This is a genomic window from Bacillus sp. BC08, from assembly GCF_054326875.1.
This window is the reverse complement of the sequence record NZ_JBTGPA010000041.1, coordinates 20,932-41,899: the sequence shown is the minus strand read 5'-3', so window position 1 is coordinate 41,899 and position 20,968 is coordinate 20,932. Positions and strand designations below refer to the sequence as shown.

Sequence of the window (20,968 nt, the reverse complement as noted above, 5' to 3'; positions counted from 1 at the left end):
CCTTTTGTTCAAAATAAAAAAGCCTGCTTGTGCATGCTTTTGGAAAATACTTATTGTTGTGTTACTTGTACTGCTTGTTGTTGTAAATTAGTTAAGCAATCAGAGCACACATTTAATGTACCTAGCTTATGCAAATGAGCATTCTTTTTGCACAACTCACAAAATGTATCTGTTTTACGTAAATAAACCTGGTCATGATCTGAGAAAATCTCAACTACATCACCAGGTTTAACACCAATATCGGCTAATTTATCTAACGGTACTTTTACTGTCCCATCTTCAGAAATCGTTACCGTTACTCCTAAGTATTGATATGTCATGAATACCTCCTATAATGAAATGTTCATAAATGCCCATCCGTTTGTACCTATATGAAGATAAGCGCCCCATCCTTTACTTCCATTCATGTATTTGATAGTTCCTAAGGCGTCAGGACCGCCACCAGCAATATTTACTCCTTGTGTACTTACTTGGCAGTTAAATGAAGCTTTAGGGGCAATTACCGCGAATGAATTTGATGGGTTTGTTATATTGAAGGTTACACCCTTATATGCTTCAACCCAATATGAACCATTTTTTGCATAATGACTAATCCCGGAATTCCCTCTAATGGTTACACTGTTATTTGAATCCATCCATATTGGACCGCTATTCGCATATTGTGTTATCCCTTCAGCTTCCAACCAGAATTGCCCACCTCTTGCATATTGGGTTAAACTTTTACCGGAATCAATAGTTATGTTATTATCTCCTTGTATAAGAGTATCACCATTAGAAAAGAGGTTAATCTTACTAGGATATTTCGGATCACCTGAAACTGTTTTCCCATTAACTACCCCCATACTAGCAACATAATAACTACCTATATTTTGTTGCGCAATTACCATTGTTCCATCTTTAAAATCAGATGAGTCTACATTCTCGTGTAATAGAATTGTAGGTTGAATTCTTCCGTCTTTATTCCAATAGTAACCAAGATACATTCTATTTAAATTCGATTCCATCAAACGTATGAATTGTTTTTCGATATGAACGTAGTTAGATCCACTATCAGTGCGCAGTGTAGAACCTTTAATTTCTCCTGCTAAAATCCGTTCTGCAACGATACCTCTTCCTGTAATCGCGTTCCTAAAGGTCATTCCTCCGTCAGTACTTACACCTAATCCGGCACTATTCAAGACTACAACATAATTTGGATTATTCTTATCCTTCGCGATTAATCCTTGTGGTGTGATATCTAATTCACTAGTTACGCCTAAAATCATACTCGTGACATTTGCAACTTCTGCTGCCATTGCATTAATTGGGAGCTTCTCTCGACCCTCGATCAAATCATTAATTGTTTTAGCGGCATGATCTAAATTAGACTGATACCTTTTGGTAATGTCTTGATTCCCAAAGGTTAATTGAACATCAAGGATATTTCCGCGCCAATCACGTAATACGCTGCGATTCACAACACGTACTTCAGCATCCAATCCAATTCTTTCATCAATAAGAAATACCCGATCACCAAGTCCACTCTGAGCAATCGGGTATTTCTGTTTCGTTAAATCGTGTATATCAGCGGTTACGCTAATTTTTAAACTTTCATTCACAATCTTTTTTAAACCGCTATCCATTGTGGCGGATAATTTTATGCGGCCGTCTTTTAAAGGTGGAGCATGACGCACTCCAATTCCAGGAATACTTGCAAGTGGTGATGTATACTCACGAATCAATTTAGCACCTTGCCATCCATCTTCTTCTGTGAAATCACCGTACCCTTTAGCGTATGTCCAAAAACCTGATGCATCAACTTCTTGAACTATATTTGAAGCATTCAATCTATGGCGGTACATGACGTTTAAGTCAACTCCGATTTGAGGTTCAATGGTTACAACCTTGCCGAGCACCTTAAATTCTGCCCCATAACGATTCAATGCATCTTTAAACATTTCAAGTCGGGTAGACCCACCACCAAATCCTTCCCATTGTAACGAATTATAACTACCATTCAATTGATAAACATAGCCACTTCCATTAAAAATGGTTGCAAAACAAGCATTCGCAGTAAAGGATTGATTATATTCTTCATACACACGGCCATTGTCGAAGTCATCATAAAATTTCGGTACCGCTTTAATCTCAGCAGTTAACGTTTGCCCTTCACCCTGCTTCTTCAGGTAAACAACTTTGTATTCCGTTTCATTATCATCAACTAAAGTCCACATTTCTGAGAGTCTATTAAGAAATATCAAGTTCACTTTATTAGGTGGTATCTTTGCAGAAAACACGCTATTCCCATTTAATTCTTCTTCAATTAGATAGGTTATTTGTGTGATATACTCTATATTTTCTAAATCACGTACATACATATTAAATCACCTCACTTGTAGTAAAACCTAAAATCAAATTCTATCGTTGCTGAGGTGCAATTAAACACTTCAAAAGTATTCCAACCTGGGACTAACTCGATGAAATCTTTTTTTGTATTTCTTAAAAATTCTAATCCATTTCTTCCAATATTCGGGCCGTTATAAATTACTATATCTGAACTAGAAAGAGGATAATTAATTGTAGCAGTACTAAAATTCGTTAGATTTTTCACTATAAAACGTATAGAACCACCTACAACATCACTAATAACTATCTTTAATTCTTGTTCAAAAGGATGAACTGGTATATTACCAGGATTGTAAATTTTAAATTTCTGACCTGGTACGATATTATGCTTATATTTGTGTGAAACAGGATCAACTATAATACCCATTCCTGCTCCCCAAAGTCCACTCGACACATCTATACCATCGCGTTGGATATCAGATGATTTGCCAATCGATTCAGCGAATGGTAAGTCTGCTGTTTCGAATTCTATCTCACCAAATCCATATTTGAGTTGCTGATCTATATCAAATGTAGAGGAGATATTAACTTTGTATCGTTTGCCACTAACGATTAGATTATCTCCATTTTGATACTCTAATCGTCGTAATTCACGAATATAAAAAGATTCCGTACTTAGCATCATTTCAAATAGTTTATCTCTCGTTATTGCTACATCTAGTAAATCCTGCGCCTTAAAATAAAAAGGTACGGTTATAGTCCGTACCCCGTAAGTAGATCCTGTGCTAATTCTTCCATTTGCCCCTTCTACTTCTGTATAAATAGGACGCATTTCAATCGATCCCACACGGAAGTCTTGCGCCTGGACGTTTATGTCAGATAGCTTCATAGTTTGTCCATTCATTCTTGTGATTTGCACGTCCATTAGAAATACCTCCTTACTGTGTTTTCGACTGCATTCCCTTCATTTACATGAGGTCGTACAATACGTCCTACCGTTTCACCTTCCATAACAACTTGTAGATTATCTAATTTGTCACCTAGATTTTTAACTGCAGCTGCTACTAACCTATTATCATTTTGACTTGCAACATTAGCTGATTGAGAGTTAATCATTGCTTGTTGCCCGAAATCTGATGATGAATTAACACCAGATACATATGATGGGGCATTGTAACTTCCTGAAATTGAAGGAATCACAGGAGCTACTACATTACCAGGAAGAATGTCACCCATCTGAATTGAATCTGTCAAACTGGAAAATCCATCTTTAACAGCAGATGCCATGTCTAATGCAGTACGTACAAGAGGATTTATCATACTATCCATTCCTTGATCCAAACCTTGACCTACGTATACCCCTATATCTCTCATCACACGTGAAGGAGAGTGGATACGGAAAAATCCGGTAATTGTATCTTTTATGGAACGACCAATATTAAACACCTGGTCTATAAGTTTATTAGCATAACTGTAAATACCATTAATAAGACCAGAAATCATTTGCTGACCAATTGTGAAAAAGGAACTGACAAAACGTTGGACTGTATTTACTGCTTGTCCTAGTACCCAACCAATCGCCGAAACCACATTGTTCATTTTGCTTTGTATTCCGCCTATAATTGCATCCCAAATTCCCACAAAGAAATTTTTGAACATACCGCCCCAACTTTGCGCTAGACGGGTTATAGTTTCTAATTTCGAACCGAAGAATACATATAAATCTGCAAGGGCATCATTCCAAATTTTCTTTATATCTCCCCAAAACTTACCGAATAACCGACCTATGTCATTTCCAAATTTACCAAGCCACTTCAGGACTCTTCCAGCACCCCATAATTGCAGGTAACCCCAAATCGCTTCTAGTGCTCCGAACCAAATTTCCTTAACCCCTTCCCAAACTCCAGCCCAATCACCAGTAAAAAGGGAAGAAAAAACTTTCACGATTCCGAGTATAACTTTTAGAATTCCTTGGATAAAATCACGTATCGCTTCTAGCGTTCCAATCACAATCTCTTTAATAATCGGCCACGCAAATTGGAAAACTGCGACTATAATCGGCATTACCGATTTTATTATTTCACTCGCTACGGACCAACAATCGGAAAAGGCTTGTTTTATCTGGCTGCCGTTTTCTAGCCAAAACTGAGCTATTTGAGAGCCGATTGCAGTCATGAAGGACCAGATTTCGCTTAAAAATTCGCTTATTGCTTGCTTGATAGACGATACAGTATTAACAACCGTTGTAATTGTTGCCTGATTCATCCCTAGCGATTTTAATAATGCTGTTCCGTTTTCTTCATCACCTGCGAACAACGCAAAAATGCCTTGCATGAATACTGCAAAGCCTGAAAAAACTTGTTTAATTGTTTCAATTACCCCTCGAACTGTTTCACCAAATGATATAATCGCTCTAGTATTCTCTGGTGACATTCCAAGTGAAGTGAGCATACTAGCTGCACCATCGCTATTTCCTTGTAAAACTTGCCAAAACGCTTTAAAAACGGTTATCACGTTATTTACCGCGTTCCTAAATGGTTCTATATTTTTATAAGCATAAGTAAATCCTAAAGCTAAACCTGTTATCGCAGCTGCTAGCGCCCATGCTACAGGACTCGCCATGGCTAACACCATTACTGCCGGTTTAATAATCATCCATAAAGCAGCAAACGCCGCTCTATATCCTTTTAATAATCCCATTCCTGCACCTAATGGCAGCAATAGGAGTGTTAAGGCTGGAACTAACATCATTGTCCCTTGGATGAATTTTGCTAAAGTAGGATGTGCTTCATTAAATGCGATGACCATTTTTGCCATTGTGTTAACAAAATTATAAATAGGTATCATTAAAGCAGCAAATGCATCCCTCATCGGTTGTAACGCTTCAGTAAGTGACTCCATCATGTCTTTATATGCTTTTGCGTATTTAGGGTTCATTTCCATATTAGCTTTATGCAATTTGCCATAAAACATAACTGCTCCAGCACCAACGACTAAAAATGCTTGTCCCATTCCCATAACAGATTGGTTAATAATACGAATTTGATCATTTAACTGCTTCATATTCGCAGTAGGCCCAAGAAATTCTAAAGCTAACTGCGCAGCACTACTTCTATTCGCCAATCGTTCCATTGCGTTTGTTGCTGCTAAAGCCCCTCTAGAAACGTTGTATAATGGGTTACCCATACGTTGTAAGTTACCTTGTAGTTTACTTGATGTTGTAGACATATTGTTCAGCATACCGATGGTTTGCAAAATACTAGCTTGTTTCATTCTGTCTAGTTTCATAATTTCATCATTCGCGGTTTTTTCTGCTTTACCAATTCTGTTAACTTGAGCAATTAAATCCTGGGCGCTACCAGAGTATGTTGCCATGCTCATAGCAGCATCCAAATAAGCAAGTTTAGTTCGTTTTAACTCTTCAATATGAGGCTTCATCGCTTCTCGTTGTTCGTATTTCATCTGCCTTAATCGACGACTATATTCACTGTTTGCATCTCCCATATTTTCAATACTACGTCGATATTCTCTGGAGCTTCGACTGGTTGATGTAACAAAATCGTTCATTTCACGACGCATCTGTTGAATTTCACGACGCATTTGATCCGTTTCAGCCCTGAACTGAACAACTAATTCTTCTTGTGTAGCCAAATCTCTCCCTCCTTTCTAATTGAAGTTGAGATTTTGTAAGAACTGCATATGTTCTTGCGCTTTTTGCATTTTTTCTTCAATAGTTAACTCTTGATTATTTTCTCCATTCAACTTATTACGGTCGAATAAATCAGTTGGTTTCAATTTCTTTTTAGGATCATGATGATAGGCTACACGCATCATAAGTGCAAATACGCTATTTGTTTGCAACTCATCAAGGTGTTGCTCATTCCGGCCTATCATCAAATTTTTGAATTCACGAGGGGTAAGCTCCATAACCTCGCTAGGTAATAATTTTAAATACCTAAACCCATCTTGCTGAATTTTATCTAAGTCTTCGCGAGTAAATTCTTTTATTCTTCGACCTTCCCGAACATTTCCTCTACCATTTCCATCATCTCTGGGTTCTCCGCTGCTTCTGGATTCTTTGCTAGATACTGCTTCTTCATTTGTTTTCTCAACTTTTTTGTAGTCTTTTGGTAAAAAGTACTTTCTGCTACCACCTCATTTAAAAGTTCTTCAATAAACTCTTGAGAGATTTTCCCCTCTTCAAATTGTTTTTCAATGTTCTCCATAACTTTATCGCGTGTAAATCCTTCTTTTGCATGCATTAATCCAAAGTAGATAGCATCAACAAACAACTCTAAATCTCCTTGCATACAAGCCATTACAACTTCGTTTGAACCACCTTCATATTTTTTATTTAATTCATAGATGTTTCCGAAGGTAAGTTTTAATTCGTATTCTTTTTTATCGATTTCAAAACGCATATATATCAATCTCCCTTTAATTGGATATTATTTTCAAATTTAAAAAGGACGGTAAAAACCGCCCTTTACTGCCCTGCACCTTTAGGAATTACTGTAAGTGTTTCTGTCCTTACAGATCCGGATAATTTTACTTCAACTGAATAAGAAACAAATTCACCGTTAGATGAAGAACGTTCAAAAGAAGTAATCATATAGCTACCAGCTTCTGCTTCTTTCGTTCTCATATTAATTTCATAAATCTCCATATATTCACCATTTCTAATGGCAGCCTTAACAGCAGGATAATATGGATCTCCTTCTGCTAATGTACAAGAGAATGAACGAGTTTCTTTTCTTTTTCCATAATCGGAATATGATCTATCTTTAGACTCTGCTTCAATTTCATCAGCCTCAATATTATGAGAGTCTTCGGTTTGGTCAAATGGTCTAACTAATATGGATTGATTGGTCTGGTCCTTTATTTTTGCAGCGATAATAAACTCATCACCACGGTACATTTTGTTCTTAACTGTTCCAGGTGTTTCAGCCATAAATTTCACACTCCTTAATTTACATAGGCTTGTTGGTATTCAAAAATCATTGTTAGTTGTGCAGAACCAACTCCACTTGGAGCGGTTGTTACTCGCTTAAAATAAACCGTGTCAGACGATTCACTACCATCTTCGTTACGAAGGTATAGCGTTCGACTGCGCCTTATCTTATCTGCAATTTCTTCTGCAATTTGCATAGCTTCAGATGAAGTTGCATAAAAAATCCTTACTGTCATCGTGTACAGTAAGGTGAATGAATCTTTTGTATTATTCATGTCATTCGTTGATAAGTGCGGGAAGTAAACTGAAGGTATCCTTATTTCTTCTGGGACCTGCTCATGGTAAGCAAATGTTCCTTTCGGTAAATTATCAAAGACAAAAGCCTTCATAGATCCATGTATTTGTGCGTACATACTCTAACCTCCATTTACCCACTGTCTAAATTGGCGGTCAAATGCAGTTTGGAACATGCGCTCATATATAGCGATAGCATTATCCCAGTAAGGACGACCTTCTATGAATTTAGCAGTAAGCATCATCCCAGTAGGTGCATGTGGATCATACTCGAAATTATGGCCTTCCCATCTTCCTGGGACGAATCGTCTCACTTGTTGGTGACCGTCATTCAAGACCTTAGCATAAGAAACCGAAGTCCCCACATCAAGCGTCACCCCACCGTCAGAGGAGCGCCATACGTTCTCTCCATCTCCTTTTGTGAATGAATTCAAAAGAAGCCTAGTATCTACAACTGCTAATGAAATGATTTGATTTTGCACCTCTTCTAGAAATTGAAATCCGCTAGCTTCAAGCCATAAAGCAACGTTCCGATCTAATCCGCTTGCCATACGATTCAACTTTGCACTGAACTCACGAAATCCCCTAGTTGTTATTTGGCTAGCCATGGCTCACTCTTCCTCTCCGCAGTGGCCTTTATATGTGAAACCTCACCAGTAAGTGGATGTACTACTGGAAATGGATTGCGTATATAGTAAACGACACTAGTATTCTTCTTGATTACCTTGTCATTATGTTTTATATCTGTACCAGTCATAAATAACACTCGTGTATGCTGTTCATTTAACTGGTTCGGCGCAGATTGTATTGCAGTAGGTCTAGCAACCGCCATATTCTCTGCAAAGTAGCAGCTTTGTTCTGCTATATCAGGAGTATCATGGTATAAATAAACCTCTTCTCCTGGTTGCCCATACTTCCCAGGATTTGTTTCCTTCTGTAAATGGTAAATATCACATTCATGGACCATCATCCCTTGCAAAGACATTAAATAGCCCCCATTTTGAATGTGATTTTATTTTTTCCTTTATGATCCATAAACTTTTGCAAAAGGTATAATACAGAAGGTTTTGTGATGCTGGAACTATCCTTTGTATAAGAATAGTCACCACTACCAATACTTTCAGACTTAATACCCTTCATTGCAGTAGTATCAGCATTTGTATACGCATAATACTGAGCTAATTTCTTACAAGCTAGTTTTACCTCTTCGGGAATTACCGGGAATTTCGTCTTATCAGCAAAATTAGCTATGTTAGGGATATTATTAATCTCTGTTTCTGCCTCAAGAATATCCTGCTCCAATAGAGGAACAGGACGTTTCTTCACTTCAGGCAGTACAGTGTAATCTATTAATTCTTGAGCAGTAATAAGCGGCATACTTATCACTCCTCTCCTTTAGATTTGCTACCTTCTTTTCGAACTTCAAATTGTTCATTACCATTTAGATAATCATAAGTTTTCTTTGTAACCTTATCTTCTTGGCCCAATAAAAAAAGACGTTCATGGACGTCATATGTTTTACCAACAATTAATTTAACGTAATAATTCAAAAGTCATCACTCCTTAACTTTGATAACTTTTGCAACTGCATCTTCCTCTTCGAACTTCACATCAACCTTCGCAGTTAAAACAATAATGAATTTACGAGAGCGAATATCCTTATCTACCTCAATTCGAATATTACGGCTCATACCTGTCACAATATTTTTAGGCGGCGTTAATAAAATATCAGATACAGTATTTTCTCCATCATTATATGGTTGTAACATAGCAATCCCCTCTACTGGAACACCATAAGCAGAAGCTAAACCACCTTGAAGTGAAACATCCCCTAAGTTAGTTTGTCGCATCGCTACTTGGTCTTTCCATTCAATTTCTAAACCATGCGATGTGTAAAACTTCCAGTCTTTAGGGTTACGTAGGTACTTAGCAGGAACAGCTTTATAGGCTTTCTTAAATACATCTTTAGTAAATGCACCTGCAGCACAATCTACAACATGCGAAGTTGCTTGTTTGCGAAGCCCATCTAATAAAGCTAAATATGAATCTGTAGACGCTATATCACCATTCAAAATTAGCTCTTCGATATCTAATGCAGCACGATCTGCTATCATCTGCATGATAGTATTTTGAAGATTACCTCCCTCAATATTGTTTTCCAATGTATCATAAGTAATATGCACTTCCGCAATTACTTCTTTAGCATTTAACGTAATTGTGCTAGTTGATGGAGCAGAGCGATCAGAGTCTTTTAAAGGTACACCTTCAACACCAGGGCGAAGAATACGGGAACCAAATCCGATTTTTTCAATTTTAAGTGTGTCTGAAGCCATTTGAACAAAACGTGAGTCCTTTAGAATAGTAGGAGAATTTTGCACCATACGTAAGAATGTATCAGCTTGTTCAGGATTCATTAAACCACCACTAGCTAATGTGGCAAGAGTAACGTCCGCTTTTTCAATAATTGTTTTGTTATTAAGTGTCATATATTTTCCTCCTTCAGGCTTACAGTAAGCCATTCCATACAGATTTTTTAACTTCTGCTTTCTCGATAACATCAGTATCTTGCTGGTTACTAATACCTTGAGATTTCTTTAATGCTTCAATCTCTTCACGTAAAGGAGCAGTAGCAGCTTCAACAGCTTTTTCTACCTTAATATCTTCTTCTGTTTTTTCCTCGTCGAGATTAAGGTGTTTCTTAACAATAGCTAACTCTTCCTTAATTGGACCAACAGCCTTTTCTACTGCTGAAGTTAATGTTTTTTCTAATTGTTCTTGGTTAAACTCCATATTGTTTCCCTCACTCTCTGCGCCTTCCGTTGAAGGTGTGACGCGTGTTTTTATATTTGTTAATGACTCAATAGCAGCGTCGATATCTCCCATGTTTGGAACACTGATCTTCTTAGCTGCTTTCTCTACTTCTTCAGCAAGAGATACAACAGGTTTTTCCTCCCATGCCTTTACAACTGCTTCTGTATCCTTCAATTCATTGATAATCTCAACAAATTCAAGTGCGGCTACTTCAATACGATCTAAGTCGATAGCATCAGCAGTAGGGGCATTCCATAACGATTGATAGAAAGTATCTTCTAATGCAGAGAACGAGGCGTTAACATCACGGCGGTGTTTATTCTGGTTAAATTTATCCCTAACCTCGCCTTTTTGAACGTTTTCTCCACTAAAAAAGCCCTTCACCAATTGGAAGAAGGACTTCATTTGTTTCTCTTCAGTTTTCGTTACTTCTTCCTCAATTACTTCTGTTTCAGCGATTCCCGCTAAAGAATAACCTTTGTAGTCACCCTTCTGGATTGCCTCCCATACCTCTTCGGTTGCTTTAGTGACAAGTATCCATGTACCTTTTGTAATAGTCTCACCATTCACTTCCATATCAGCAGGAGCGATATAGGATTCTACAACTTCACCAACACCCGCTTGGAAATCGTGGTCCTTATCGATTTGACGATATTTCAACATGAATTCATGAGCTGCTTTTTCGATAGTTGATTCGTCCGTGAAATCGTTATGACTGTCTAAAACGCCAGGTTCATAAACAATTCCATATACTAAACGTTTTTCTTCATCATTTGATTTAATAACACGCACTTCTTTTTCAAAGTTCGGTTCTTGGTCTGATTTAGTCAAAAAGAATTCTCTTTTATTTGCACCTGCATTTACATAAGAAACGTGTGAGACTTGTAGATTCTTCAATTTTCGCTTTGTCATCTGTTCTATTCACCTCCTTTCAAATATGAATCAGCATAGTTTTAGAAGTCTTCATTTTCTACTCAACTCCTTCAAAGTTTCTTCCCTAATCTTCTGCTTCTCTTCTTCAGATAGCCCTAATATGTTGTTATCTACTGCAGGCTGAAGAACACATTTGCAATTTACTCTTTCTTTCGCACTTAACGAACTATCACGAGGAAACATACATTTTTCACCGGAATCTGGTAGAACGAAAGGTTCTTCAACCGGAACCGTTGTACCGTCATACGCCACATGATTGTCACGCGGTTGGTTATTCTTCGCACCGCTATGACGCCACTTCTTACCCGTAACCGCAGGGGATTGGCAATATGATTCAAATTGAGAAGCGGAACATGCTGCAAGGACTTCGGTCTGCGCTGTCCTCTTCGCTCTTTTACGGTCGAATTCCGGAAGCTTCGCAAGTTCTCCTGCTATTTCACGAATACCTTTCCCTTTCTCTAATCCTTCGTTTAAAATCCGCTCTACTGCTTTGTGAGAGTTAATCTTCATAATCTTTCCTAATTCATCCGCCCAACTTTCAATCCACTTTGTAGTACGTTTTGAGAAGATATTAAATTGAATATCCGGGTCAATCGCATCCATAAAAGCTTTTGTCATGTCCTTCATCGTATAATCAAGAAACTTCCTTGCTGCTTTGCTCAGGCTTTTAGCAAAGGTATCCGCCCCAAATAGGCTACCAGTGACAAAGTCGATAATGTCCTTTATCTTGATACCCTTCTCCACATCATCTTTTTTCATATAGTTCTTAATTCCATCGACAAAGTACTTCTTCTGTTTCCGAAGCAGTTTAGCAATTTCTTTTTCAAATTCCTCAACGTATCCTGGTAACATGTCCAATACTTCTAGATCAGTAGGCAAAGAAACTGTGAAATCGTCCGTATCAGCCTTTGCAATCCATTCATTAAGAGAAACTAAGAGCTTATCAATCTTCTGCATTTTGCATCGACTCCAGTAAGTCACATAGGTCTTTCATTACATTGACTAGTTCCTCATTTGAATTGCTGTCAGCTGACTTCTGTAGAGTTTCTCCTAATCCTTTTTGCCAACCACTTACTTTACGATGTCTTTCTAAAACTAAAGCAACCGGTTGATCTACTTCAGGAATATCATAATCAGAGAACTCTTTATTTAGCATATTACCAGCGATATTACGTATATCTCGAAATGTTAAACCGCCCTTATCAGCCAATACCTCAATGGTTTTAACCATATCTTCCGTGTTACTAATTTCTGACTTACGTAGGTTCACATATACGTGTTTTAATCCATATGGAAGCAGAAGAACGTTATTAATGATGAACTCTAAGCTGTTACGCTCAGGTTCAAACACCTGCTCTTCTGTAATCTCACGCACAGATTCAGCAGTTGCTCTGTTAAAGTCTCTAATGTAACCAACATATACATCTGGCAAACGGAATGCTGATTGTACCTTTTGGCGTGATTTCTCATCGTATTCAAGGAATAAGGCATCATTTTGCAATACATCCGCTAGTGATTTCAACTCTATATCAATGTTTGGCTGTGTATCACCAACTACACCTTCATCTGCATTTTCAACTTGCAATAAGAGATATTTATGTTGATTATCTTCACCTTCGACATTTGAAACATAATCGGTAAGAGCAGCTTCGCTTTCTTCTGATAGAATGCCATTCTTCAGCAATATAGCCATTGGAATATGCCTACCTTGTTTGAAATAGCGAAGGTTTAATTCTTCTGCCTTTCTAGCCCCTACCATGTGTACAACATGCGATACCCAACGCGGAATGCCATATGTTCCATTACCAATCTTCAAATGAATGACTTCGGTAGCGTTTTTCTCTCCTAACGAAACATCGGAAAACTCACCAGTCTCTTTATTTAAGAAACGCGGATCGCCAAACTCTTTGAAATAAGTATCTACTGATCCTACTCGTTGTACATAGCGACGGAACCTTTTCTTTCTTTTGACTTCTTTTCCGTTAATTAAGTATGTAACTTCTTGGGGGTTATCATCTTTACGAGTCACTCGCATGTACTGCGGTAACATATTTATTAATTCAGCAGGCTTTCCTTCTAAATTACGAATCGCTTCAATATAACCATTGCCAGTCGTCTCTTTATCATCAATGCCCGTTTCAAGAATCTCCTTGAATGGCTTTTCGAAGCTAAATAACGGAATAATTTCAGTATCAACTAACGTCCACTCCGCCCTCATTTCAGGGGTTTCTTTGTTATCATCTTGCTTATACTTCATTTCATGACCAAACCCAGCTATATTACGCTTGTACGCATCAATACATTGCCCAAGAATCGTACTATTTTCTCTAATCTGCTGTAGGTCTTCTATTCTATAAGGTGGTTCAATGATTTCATTTACAGCATACTTCTCATTTTCACTCTCTTGCTGGCGGGATAGTACCTGAGCACTTGTTCCCGCCGCCTTAATTACTTTGGCACTAACTTTCCTTTTATTCATCATTAAGTTGCTTCACCTCTTTTCTTTTTCTTCTTTTTACGCAGTCCGTAAATAATTGTATTAACAAAGTATCTTGTTTCGTCCATATGGTGATCATTCTCTTTCAGTGGCTTATCTTCACCACGTTCAACTGATTTTTCATCCCATATATAAGAAGCGAATTCTTTAAATGTTTCGTTACAGCAATCGTTAAAATAAATAATGCCCGTGTTAAGTGCAACACCGACATTACCAATACCCTCTTTAACATTATTTCGGGCCTTATATACTTTTCGTTTGTTCCTAACTAGCAAAGCTATAAATGAAGCAGCGGACGGGTCAACTACTGTACCACGGATTGGCAACTCCCCTACAAATCCCTCAAAGTCTTCGTAGTATTCCTGATCTGTTTTCTGCTTTTCTGTTTCTCTACCGCTATAACGGTACTCTTTCACCTTGTACCATACTTCTTCACCTTTTTCGATGCACTTACCCCACAATCCATATACCATGGCGTTCTGCGTACCATAGTCACAAGAGACAAAGTATTCAACGTACTCCCTTTGAATCGTAGGAACTTTATGCTTATTTTCATCAAACATATCGAATATAAGTCCAGAAGCAGCTGCCCAAAGTCCTAATATATACCGCTTGTAGAAAACTCCACTGTACATTTTGTAATAACGCTTTTTTACTTTTTCGGACAGTGATAAGTTGTCATTCATAGTAAAGCGAAGGTGCAGCATGTTCTTTTCTTTCGCTTTATCTAGCCATTCTGTTTTAAACCAATGATACGGACCACCTGGATTGCAGTTAAACCAGACTTTTGAACCTTCTACAGAACAACGGCCAGTCGCTTGGTTAACAAATGAACGTACCATAAGCACTACTTCATCAAAGAAACATCCGGCTAAAGTGATCTAATTGTTATCGCAAAGGCTTTTTATCCTCTGCTTCTTATAGTTTCCTATAAGTTCGGCGTACGTTTTCAACCAATAAAAAAGACAACCTTTTACTGGCTGTCGGGCACTCTTGGAGGGATTATATTTATTCACCCTCTACGCTCTACGGTGACGAGTAGCCTTTCGCAATCTACTCGTTTACCTCGGCATTCACTTATCTCTTTTTAACAGGATCTAATATTTCTTCTACAGTCTTACCTTTTTTTCTTCTGTTTGCTAATGTTGAATACGGAAGTTTTAAATACCTAGCCCATTCAGGCAAAGTCATTGTTAATCCGTTGTGAGTCAACACGATATTGTTTCGCTTGTTATTACCTTGTGTGATGTCATCAACCCACCTACAATTATCAGGATTATAGTTCCCGTTATAATCGATTCTATCAATAGATAAATCATCATTATAACCGTTTTCCAAAGACCAATTGTAGAACGATAAGAAGTCATTTCTCCATTCATCACACATTTTAATACCTCGTCCACCATATAAATGGAACTCTTCGTATTTTTCGTAGTAACAGCGTTCTATTACTTTTCTATAAATTTTATATAATCGTGTATTTGACAAACCATGAGTTTTATTTGGATTATTTTCATTGAAAAATCGCTTTGAAAACTCCAGTCGATAGCAACCGCAACTTTTATAGCCACGTTTAGTTTTTATTTGGTCTGTTCTTCTCACAAACTCTTTTCCGCATTCGCATTTACACTTCCAAAAAGAACGGTATCTCTTATTCTCATAAGTTTTATGAGAAAATTCTAAGACTGTAATCATATCAAACACTTGACCTGTTAAATCTTGCAAGTATAACACCCCTTTCTAATATAAATATATTACGCCACCCAATGTCATACCCGCAAATACCAAAGACTTAGCGTCTGCCGATTTTGCCCGATGTTTGCCACCATATTACTATAGTGGAGGGCATCACTACCCTGGATCAAATCCTGGGAACTTTCATCTTTACCACCAAAAATATAAAAGAAGTTTGTTACGCTATCTTTAGTAATGGTAAGCATATTCTCACTTCTATGATCTTTAACCCTATACCCGCGTGACTTCAGCATCTTTTTAAGTGGCGTTATAACGTTACGACGGTGTGATCCAATCGTTTTACCACACATACCAAAGTTCTCGCCTTCAAATGATTCCATTGCCCACATAACATAGGAAAGAGCCATCGATACTGTTTTTCCCGCACGAATAGAACCATCGCAAATAATCCCGTCATAATCTTTAACGGGACTGTTAGGCTTCCACCAGGTTAATACCTTCAGCTGCTTTTTGGAGAATGGCTTAAATTTGAATGGAGCAGGTTTCTTTTTACGCTTCGGAATCGTTATCATGGTCATCCCACACTTTCTCTACCTTACCTTCTAGCGCTTCTTTGAAACCGTCGTCTTCGTACTCTTCACCATCTTCACCCTTAATACGAGCAGTATCAGCTTTCGTTTTCTCTATATCAGCTTTCAATTTATCTAACTCTAATCTTCTCTTATCATCAACACTCGCTAGTCTATCGAATCTTTCTATAAGCTGCGATAAAGTAGTCATTGCCCTTGATTGTGCATTTAAGAAAGTAGCATGTTTGTCCCAAGCAAATTGAATTTCCCATTCTTCTTCAAAACCACTCTCAGTAACTTTATTTTTTCGTAGTTCTTTTGTTGTATCTTCTTGATATTCAACAAACATCAATCGTTGTGCCCTAATAATTGCTGTATATTGAATCGTTATGTTTTCCCATAACATATCAATTGGATTCTTCTCCATGATCTCAGCAGCTAAATCAGCCACATCTTCTGGAAAGTGTTTTCGAAAGAAACCATGCGTCATAGCGTTATGGTTCCCTTTTGGCGGGCCATGCCCTACAGCATTCTTATTACCCCATTTAGGATTCTTGTTGCCCGAATTACCCACTGCATTCTTATTGCCAAGGGGTGCACCCGTTTTCTTGGTTTTGGTGCATCCTTTTTCATCTTTTGGGTGCACCCCTTTTCGATTCCAACCATGCCTTTTTCTCCAGGACTTAATTGTATTAATACTGACCTCATATTTCTCAGCCAGTTCCTTATACTTCATACCTTGCATGTAATCTTCTTGAGCTAACTCGTGTTTTTGTTTCACTCCATATCACCCACCACCTTCTATATAATAAGAAGAAACTCGTTATAACTCCTCCTTATGGTAATTCCTTTTGAAAATCCTTTTATTTAAATGTATAATTATATAAAAAGTTCTAAAAATTCGAATCGAGGTGAAAATCATGAGAAGTTTTGGCTCATTAATGATTTCTACTGTCTGCTCAGTACTTCTTGTAATTTGGAATGCCTATGAATTCTATAACGGATTCACAACAGGGCGCACATACTACTGGATTAATGGCATCGGAGCTGTTATCTTCCTTCTATTCTTTATCCTCAACATGCGAGATTTCAAAAAGAAAAACTACAGAACCTCATAACAATAGGAGTTGATACATATGTGGAAAAAAATTAAGAATTATAGATTGAGCTTAAAAGATTTGAAATTCATGTTATGGTTATTCGGTATTACATGTTTTATATACGGCTACAATTTTATTACAGGATTAGCTTTTGACCACAAATTCCAAGTCTATTATTTAGGTGGTGCTATAGCTACATTCGCCGCATTTATGGATACTAAAAATAGGATTAAAAATAAAAATTATAAGACAGCGTAATATAAAAGGGAGCCTTTGTGGTTTCCTTTTTTATATGCAAAATAAAAAGCAGCCTATTCGCTGTCTGTCATATTCCCCTAACTCACGGTAATTCCTTTACATTTCATTTTAAATCCATTAATACCCATGTATAATTGTATAAAAAGTCACAACTTTTAGAACCGAGGTGAACACCTTGAAAAGTTTTGGTACGTTAGTAATTTCTACCGTCCTTTCAGCAGGCTTATTATATTATAATGTCGATTCCTTTTATAATAAGTTCACATCAGGAAATACATATTACTGGGTAAATGGTATCCTAGCTGCTGGATTTCTTATATCCTTAATTATCAATATAAAAGATATCATCAAGAAAAACTACACAACTTCTGAATCGAATTAATCAGCCACTATGCGAACACTTCATGGTATTATATTTAAGCTATATTAATGTAGTGTAGTGCTATCCTAAGGAGAAGTAAAAAATTCCTCTTGGTAATAGTACTATTTTTATACCGTAAACAGTTGTTTTGTGCCTTTTAAGACACTTACAGAAAATTAGTATTTTTTAAAATCCTAATCTACCCCTGTTTCAATTTAACGCAGATTGTTTGCTTTTCGCGGCTACGCTTTCCTGAACACGATAGCAGCACCAAGCGCCGAGGCCGCCGGTACGAAGATGTCGCCCGAGTTCGTCTCCGCTATCGGTAAACCGTTCTCTTCGAGATAACTTCGTGTGTGGGAGATGTCGCTCACTGTTACCGCGTACCCGGCGAATCCCGGCACCGGGGGTGCCATCTCTCCTGGTAGCAACTCTGACAACCGCGATTTGGGAACGATTGTGATGCGAGCCCCTTCCAAATTGAAGATGTGTGTCACTCCATTCGTCCGGACCTCACAATCCAAGTATCGGCCGTATCGCCTAGTGAATTCGTCCAGCTCGGTATCGTCTACGCATAAGATTGATTCGACTAGATCCGTCGCCCCATTCGGATGGTTCGGAGGCATTTGCCCCTCCATTATGGCTGAGGGTGGGCTTTCCGCTGCAGCCAAACGACCTTCGTGCACGTTGTCCCCGTCAATTTCCAAATAGCGCACAGGAATAAGTTGAATTCCCCCGGACAACTCAAGAGGTCGCTGCACGGTGTTAACGCCGCTATGACTGATTCCACTCCGTTGGAAACGGTCCGCTGTCTGGTCGGCATCCTCTGTACCGAAACAAAGAATATGCGCTCCTTCATAACGGGATAGACATCTGGAGACAGTATCGACAGTGCGTTTGATTTTTCTAATTATTTCTTGGAGCACATCCGGCGATGCCTGCAACGGAACGAGTTTTGCATTGATCGGAATCCTCGCGCCTTTCTCGGCAACCGTTACGATTTCGATAAAGCTGCTTAAAAATTCAACATGCGAATTGGCTGCTCCGAATGGCTTCGGAAGTTCTCCTTCATTTTCAGCCAACGCCGGATAGGACGGCGGTGAACAGACAAATCCCAGTTTTCTGTACAGCTCGAGTGTAGCTTCCATATCGGAGACTACATGGCCGACGTGATGAATGAATTTAATTTCAGCATGCATCTTCATCCACTCTCCTTGAATTCAATAATTGTGATAAAAGAAAAATTCGTTTTAATTACATTGAACAATTTGGGCTAGAGACACATAGCCATCAAGCTAAGGTTTTTTTGCACCCCTAGAACGAAATTTTTAGGCATTCTTGTAATGAAGAAGCTTATTTATCGTTTTTGGGGTGACTTGTTTTCTTAAGTTGATGGATATGTGGTGGTACCCCAATTTATAATCCTTTGTTTAGTTGATTATTCTTATTTTTAAGATCCTCGATGCTTTACATCTGCGGATACGCCTACCGCTATAGGCTATGTCCTCCTCCAAAAGCAATTAATCCCTTATATAATTCCTTTGTTTTATACTCTTTCGCGTATAGTATGTAATCTTATATTTTCAGCTAATTTATTGTGAAAAGACTATGGAAATTCAGATTGATATATAGGTGAACGAATGGAGAATAAGCAACCTGAACAAAAGTACGATCTAAGCAAAATATACACATACAAAGAACATCCCGATAAAATCAGCGGTCACTGTGATAATTGCGACAATACCGCATTCAAGAGTTCCGTTAAAGATTTCATCTTCTTAAGAGAATGTCGTCAATGTGGTATGAAGAAAATCATATAGCCTAGGTAGGGCTTTTTTTCTTTATAAAATAAAAAAAGCAGCAGATTCGCTACTTTTAATTAATTATAATTTCATATTGTTTTCTAATTAACAATGATACAGTTGACCACGAATTTCGCCATTAGGATGTTGTACTGTATGAACATTAATATAAATATTTCCAGCCATGATTTCATTTACAAGAGCATCTAATGTTTGACCAGCCAACGGCCCAACCAAATCCTCTTGAGTGATCATTCCTGTAAAAGTTGCACACTCTATTGAAACCGGATTTGTTATAGGTCCAAATAAAAAAGCTACAACAGGACCGTTCGTTCCTTTTGCTCCTAGATGCAGATGGGCAACTACTACATTCTCAATATCGAATAACTCCAACTTGAATTTTAAACTAAGCTCGTCCCGGCTTAATTTAAAGAAAGCTTGTCCTCGAGCATCGGTTTCTACTGGCGGAACTTCATTTCTGCCACGTAACTTTGCGAAGAACATATTTATCACTCCTATGCCTTTTATTTACTCCTAATATATGCTCGTCCTTTTTAAATGGTGACAAAATAAAAAAGCAGCGGATTCGCTACTTTAATTCTTTAGCTTTAGCATAAATAGTAGAGCGTGGGACACCAGTCATTTTAAAAATATCATTCACACTTAAACCATTTTCTTTTCTATTAAAAAATAAGTTCATGGCTTGTTTCACTTGTTTTTCATCCTGCCCTTTACGTCCCATATGTTTGCCCATCGCTTTAGCCCTTTCTCGGCCTTCAGATGTTCTTTCATTAATTAAATCTCTTTCAAACTCAGCAATAGCCCCTAGCATAGTAAACATCAATTTACCTGCAGGTGTTGAAAAATCAATTTGTTCTTTAAGAAATACCACCGCTATTCCTCGATCAGCTAATTCATTTGCAATCTTATGTAAGTCGAATATTGATCTAGCTAAACGGTCTATTTTACAAACAACAAATTTATCTCCGTCTCTCATATACTCTAATGCTTTTTGCAATTCTTCTCGATCGCTATTAGCTCCACTGTATTTTTCAGAATATATTTTGTCACATCCATAATCTGTTAACATTTCAATTTGCGCATCTAAATTTTGATCTTTTGTACTTACCCTTGCATAACCAACAATAGCCATCCAAATCACCTCAAAATAGTCTAAAAGTCTTAAGAATTATATACTTTAATTTTAGACTATCTTCTAGACATTAACAACTATCCATTTACCAAGTTTTTAATCTATAAATTTTAATTGTACAAAAGGGTCAACTTTTAGACACACGAACAGGACATATGATAATAAATAAAAACAGGTTTGATAACCAAAAAAATAATTATTTAATTCGCTGATCCTCCT

Annotated in this window: 25 protein-coding genes and 2 pseudogenes; 4 read left to right on the top strand and 23 right to left on the bottom strand. The window is 37.7% G+C overall.

Translation table 11 applies throughout. From position 1 onward, the window contains the following. Positions 1 to 50: 50 nt before the first annotated feature. The 20 genes and pseudogenes from ACXVYO_RS26975 to terS all read right to left on the bottom strand — a co-directional run bounded on the left by ACXVYO_RS26975 (position 51) and on the right by terS (position 16,856). Positions 51 to 320, bottom strand: a complete 270-nt coding sequence (locus ACXVYO_RS26975; protein ID WP_458469313.1) for a transcriptional regulator — start codon at positions 318 to 320, stop codon at positions 51 to 53. 9 nt (positions 321 to 329) lie between these two features. After that, the gene (locus ACXVYO_RS26970; protein ID WP_458469311.1) at positions 330 to 2,357 is read right to left on the bottom strand and encodes a phage tail protein; all 2,028 of its coding nucleotides are present in this window, start codon (positions 2,355 to 2,357) and stop codon (positions 330 to 332) included. A gap of 11 nt (positions 2,358 to 2,368) precedes the next feature. Further along, positions 2,369 to 3,250, bottom strand: coding sequence for a phage tail domain-containing protein (locus tag ACXVYO_RS26965; RefSeq protein ID WP_458469309.1), 882 nt, complete (start codon positions 3,248 to 3,250; stop codon positions 2,369 to 2,371). After that, complete coding sequence (locus ACXVYO_RS26960; protein ID WP_458469308.1) at positions 3,250 to 5,976, bottom strand: phage tail protein; 2,727 nt, start codon at positions 5,974 to 5,976, stop codon at positions 3,250 to 3,252. Before ACXVYO_RS26960 ends, ACXVYO_RS26965 begins: the two co-directional genes overlap by 1 nt. 15 nt (positions 5,977 to 5,991) lie before the next feature. Further along, a complete protein-coding gene (locus ACXVYO_RS26955) occupies positions 5,992 to 6,252 on the bottom strand; it encodes a hypothetical protein (protein ID WP_458469306.1) in 261 nt (86 codons plus the stop codon). A gap of 77 nt (positions 6,253 to 6,329) precedes the next feature. Then, positions 6,330 to 6,746, bottom strand: a complete 417-nt coding sequence (locus tag ACXVYO_RS26950; protein WP_458469305.1) for a DUF6096 family protein — start codon at positions 6,744 to 6,746, stop codon at positions 6,330 to 6,332. A 65-nt stretch (positions 6,747 to 6,811) separates the two neighbouring features. Then, positions 6,812 to 7,276 (bottom strand): phage major tail protein, TP901-1 family, encoded by a 465-nt coding sequence (locus ACXVYO_RS26945; RefSeq protein ID WP_429704824.1) that lies wholly within the window; start codon positions 7,274 to 7,276, stop codon positions 6,812 to 6,814. Between the two features lie 14 nt (positions 7,277 to 7,290). After that, on the bottom strand, positions 7,291 to 7,689 hold the full coding sequence (locus ACXVYO_RS26940) for a hypothetical protein (RefSeq protein ID WP_458469303.1): 399 nt from the start codon (positions 7,687 to 7,689) through the stop codon (positions 7,291 to 7,293). Between the two features lie 3 nt (positions 7,690 to 7,692). Further along, on the bottom strand, positions 7,693 to 8,178 hold the full coding sequence (locus ACXVYO_RS26935) for an HK97 gp10 family phage protein (RefSeq protein ID WP_458469301.1): 486 nt from the start codon (positions 8,176 to 8,178) through the stop codon (positions 7,693 to 7,695). Then, a complete protein-coding gene (locus ACXVYO_RS26930; RefSeq protein WP_458469299.1) occupies positions 8,163 to 8,555 on the bottom strand; it encodes a DUF3599 family protein in 393 nt (130 codons plus the stop codon). Before ACXVYO_RS26930 ends, ACXVYO_RS26935 begins: the two co-directional genes overlap by 16 nt. Next, the gene (gene yqbG / locus ACXVYO_RS26925) at positions 8,555 to 8,947 is read right to left on the bottom strand and encodes a protein YqbG (protein ID WP_429704828.1); all 393 of its coding nucleotides are present in this window, start codon (positions 8,945 to 8,947) and stop codon (positions 8,555 to 8,557) included. The genes ACXVYO_RS26930 and yqbG overlap by 1 nt, the downstream gene beginning before the upstream one ends. A 5-nt stretch (positions 8,948 to 8,952) precedes the next feature. Beyond that, positions 8,953 to 9,120, bottom strand: coding sequence for a YqbF domain-containing protein (locus ACXVYO_RS26920; RefSeq protein WP_429704829.1), 168 nt, complete (start codon positions 9,118 to 9,120; stop codon positions 8,953 to 8,955). Positions 9,121 to 9,126: 6 nt separating this feature from the next. Continuing rightward, complete coding sequence (locus tag ACXVYO_RS26915; RefSeq protein WP_458469297.1) at positions 9,127 to 10,056, bottom strand: phage major capsid protein; 930 nt, start codon at positions 10,054 to 10,056, stop codon at positions 9,127 to 9,129. Positions 10,057 to 10,075: 19 nt separating this feature from the next. Beyond that, positions 10,076 to 11,293 (bottom strand): XkdF-like putative serine protease domain-containing protein, encoded by a 1,218-nt coding sequence (locus tag ACXVYO_RS26910; RefSeq protein ID WP_458469295.1) that lies wholly within the window; start codon positions 11,291 to 11,293, stop codon positions 10,076 to 10,078. 51 nt (positions 11,294 to 11,344) lie between these two features. Next, positions 11,345 to 12,271, bottom strand: coding sequence for a phage minor head protein (locus tag ACXVYO_RS26905; protein WP_458469293.1), 927 nt, complete (start codon positions 12,269 to 12,271; stop codon positions 11,345 to 11,347). Next, complete coding sequence (locus ACXVYO_RS26900; RefSeq protein ID WP_458469292.1) at positions 12,258 to 13,796, bottom strand: phage portal protein; 1,539 nt, start codon at positions 13,794 to 13,796, stop codon at positions 12,258 to 12,260. Before ACXVYO_RS26900 ends, ACXVYO_RS26905 begins: the two co-directional genes overlap by 14 nt. After that, a pseudogene (locus tag ACXVYO_RS26895) lies at positions 13,796 to 14,692 on the bottom strand (PBSX family phage terminase large subunit); the annotation flags it as partial. The pseudogene ACXVYO_RS26895 and the gene ACXVYO_RS26900, both read right to left, overlap by 1 nt. A 196-nt stretch (positions 14,693 to 14,888) precedes the next feature. Beyond that, positions 14,889 to 15,545 carry a hypothetical protein gene (locus ACXVYO_RS26890; RefSeq protein WP_458469291.1) on the bottom strand — a complete coding sequence of 219 codons (657 nt, stop codon included), beginning with the start codon at positions 15,543 to 15,545 and terminating at the stop codon, positions 14,889 to 14,891. Between the two features lie 119 nt (positions 15,546 to 15,664). Next, positions 15,665 to 16,084, bottom strand: a pseudogene (locus ACXVYO_RS26885) (PBSX family phage terminase large subunit); the annotation flags it as partial. Continuing rightward, complete coding sequence (gene terS, locus ACXVYO_RS26880) at positions 16,056 to 16,856, bottom strand: phage terminase small subunit (protein WP_458469290.1); 801 nt, start codon at positions 16,854 to 16,856, stop codon at positions 16,056 to 16,058. The pseudogene ACXVYO_RS26885 and the gene terS, both read right to left, overlap by 29 nt. A 139-nt stretch (positions 16,857 to 16,995) precedes the next feature. Between terS and ACXVYO_RS26875 the strand changes: the two genes are divergently transcribed. From ACXVYO_RS26875 to ACXVYO_RS26865, 3 genes are all read left to right on the top strand, one after another. Beyond that, positions 16,996 to 17,193, top strand: coding sequence for a hypothetical protein (locus ACXVYO_RS26875; protein WP_025967175.1), 198 nt, complete (start codon positions 16,996 to 16,998; stop codon positions 17,191 to 17,193). Between the two features lie 18 nt (positions 17,194 to 17,211). Then, entirely contained in the window at positions 17,212 to 17,433 is a 222-nt protein-coding gene (locus ACXVYO_RS26870; RefSeq protein ID WP_097879987.1) for a hypothetical protein, read from the top strand. Between the two features lie 175 nt (positions 17,434 to 17,608). Then, a complete protein-coding gene (locus ACXVYO_RS26865; protein ID WP_458469288.1) occupies positions 17,609 to 17,815 on the top strand; it encodes a hypothetical protein in 207 nt (68 codons plus the stop codon). A 221-nt stretch (positions 17,816 to 18,036) separates the two neighbouring features. Here the strand turns inward: ACXVYO_RS26865 and ACXVYO_RS26860 are convergent, their stop codons facing one another. Further along, complete coding sequence (locus ACXVYO_RS26860) at positions 18,037 to 18,993, bottom strand: VOC family protein (protein WP_458469287.1); 957 nt, start codon at positions 18,991 to 18,993, stop codon at positions 18,037 to 18,039. 441 nt (positions 18,994 to 19,434) lie between these two features. Between ACXVYO_RS26860 and ACXVYO_RS26855 the strand changes: the two genes are divergently transcribed. Further along, on the top strand, positions 19,435 to 19,614 hold the full coding sequence (locus tag ACXVYO_RS26855) for a hypothetical protein (protein ID WP_458469285.1): 180 nt from the start codon (positions 19,435 to 19,437) through the stop codon (positions 19,612 to 19,614). Between the two features lie 87 nt (positions 19,615 to 19,701). Here the strand turns inward: ACXVYO_RS26855 and ACXVYO_RS26850 are convergent, their stop codons facing one another. Further along, entirely contained in the window at positions 19,702 to 20,100 is a 399-nt protein-coding gene (locus ACXVYO_RS26850) for a CHRD domain-containing protein (RefSeq protein WP_458469283.1), read from the bottom strand. Between the two features lie 85 nt (positions 20,101 to 20,185). Next, positions 20,186 to 20,749, bottom strand: coding sequence for a recombinase family protein (locus ACXVYO_RS26845; RefSeq protein ID WP_439998496.1), 564 nt, complete (start codon positions 20,747 to 20,749; stop codon positions 20,186 to 20,188). Positions 20,750 to 20,968 lie beyond the last annotated feature (219 nt).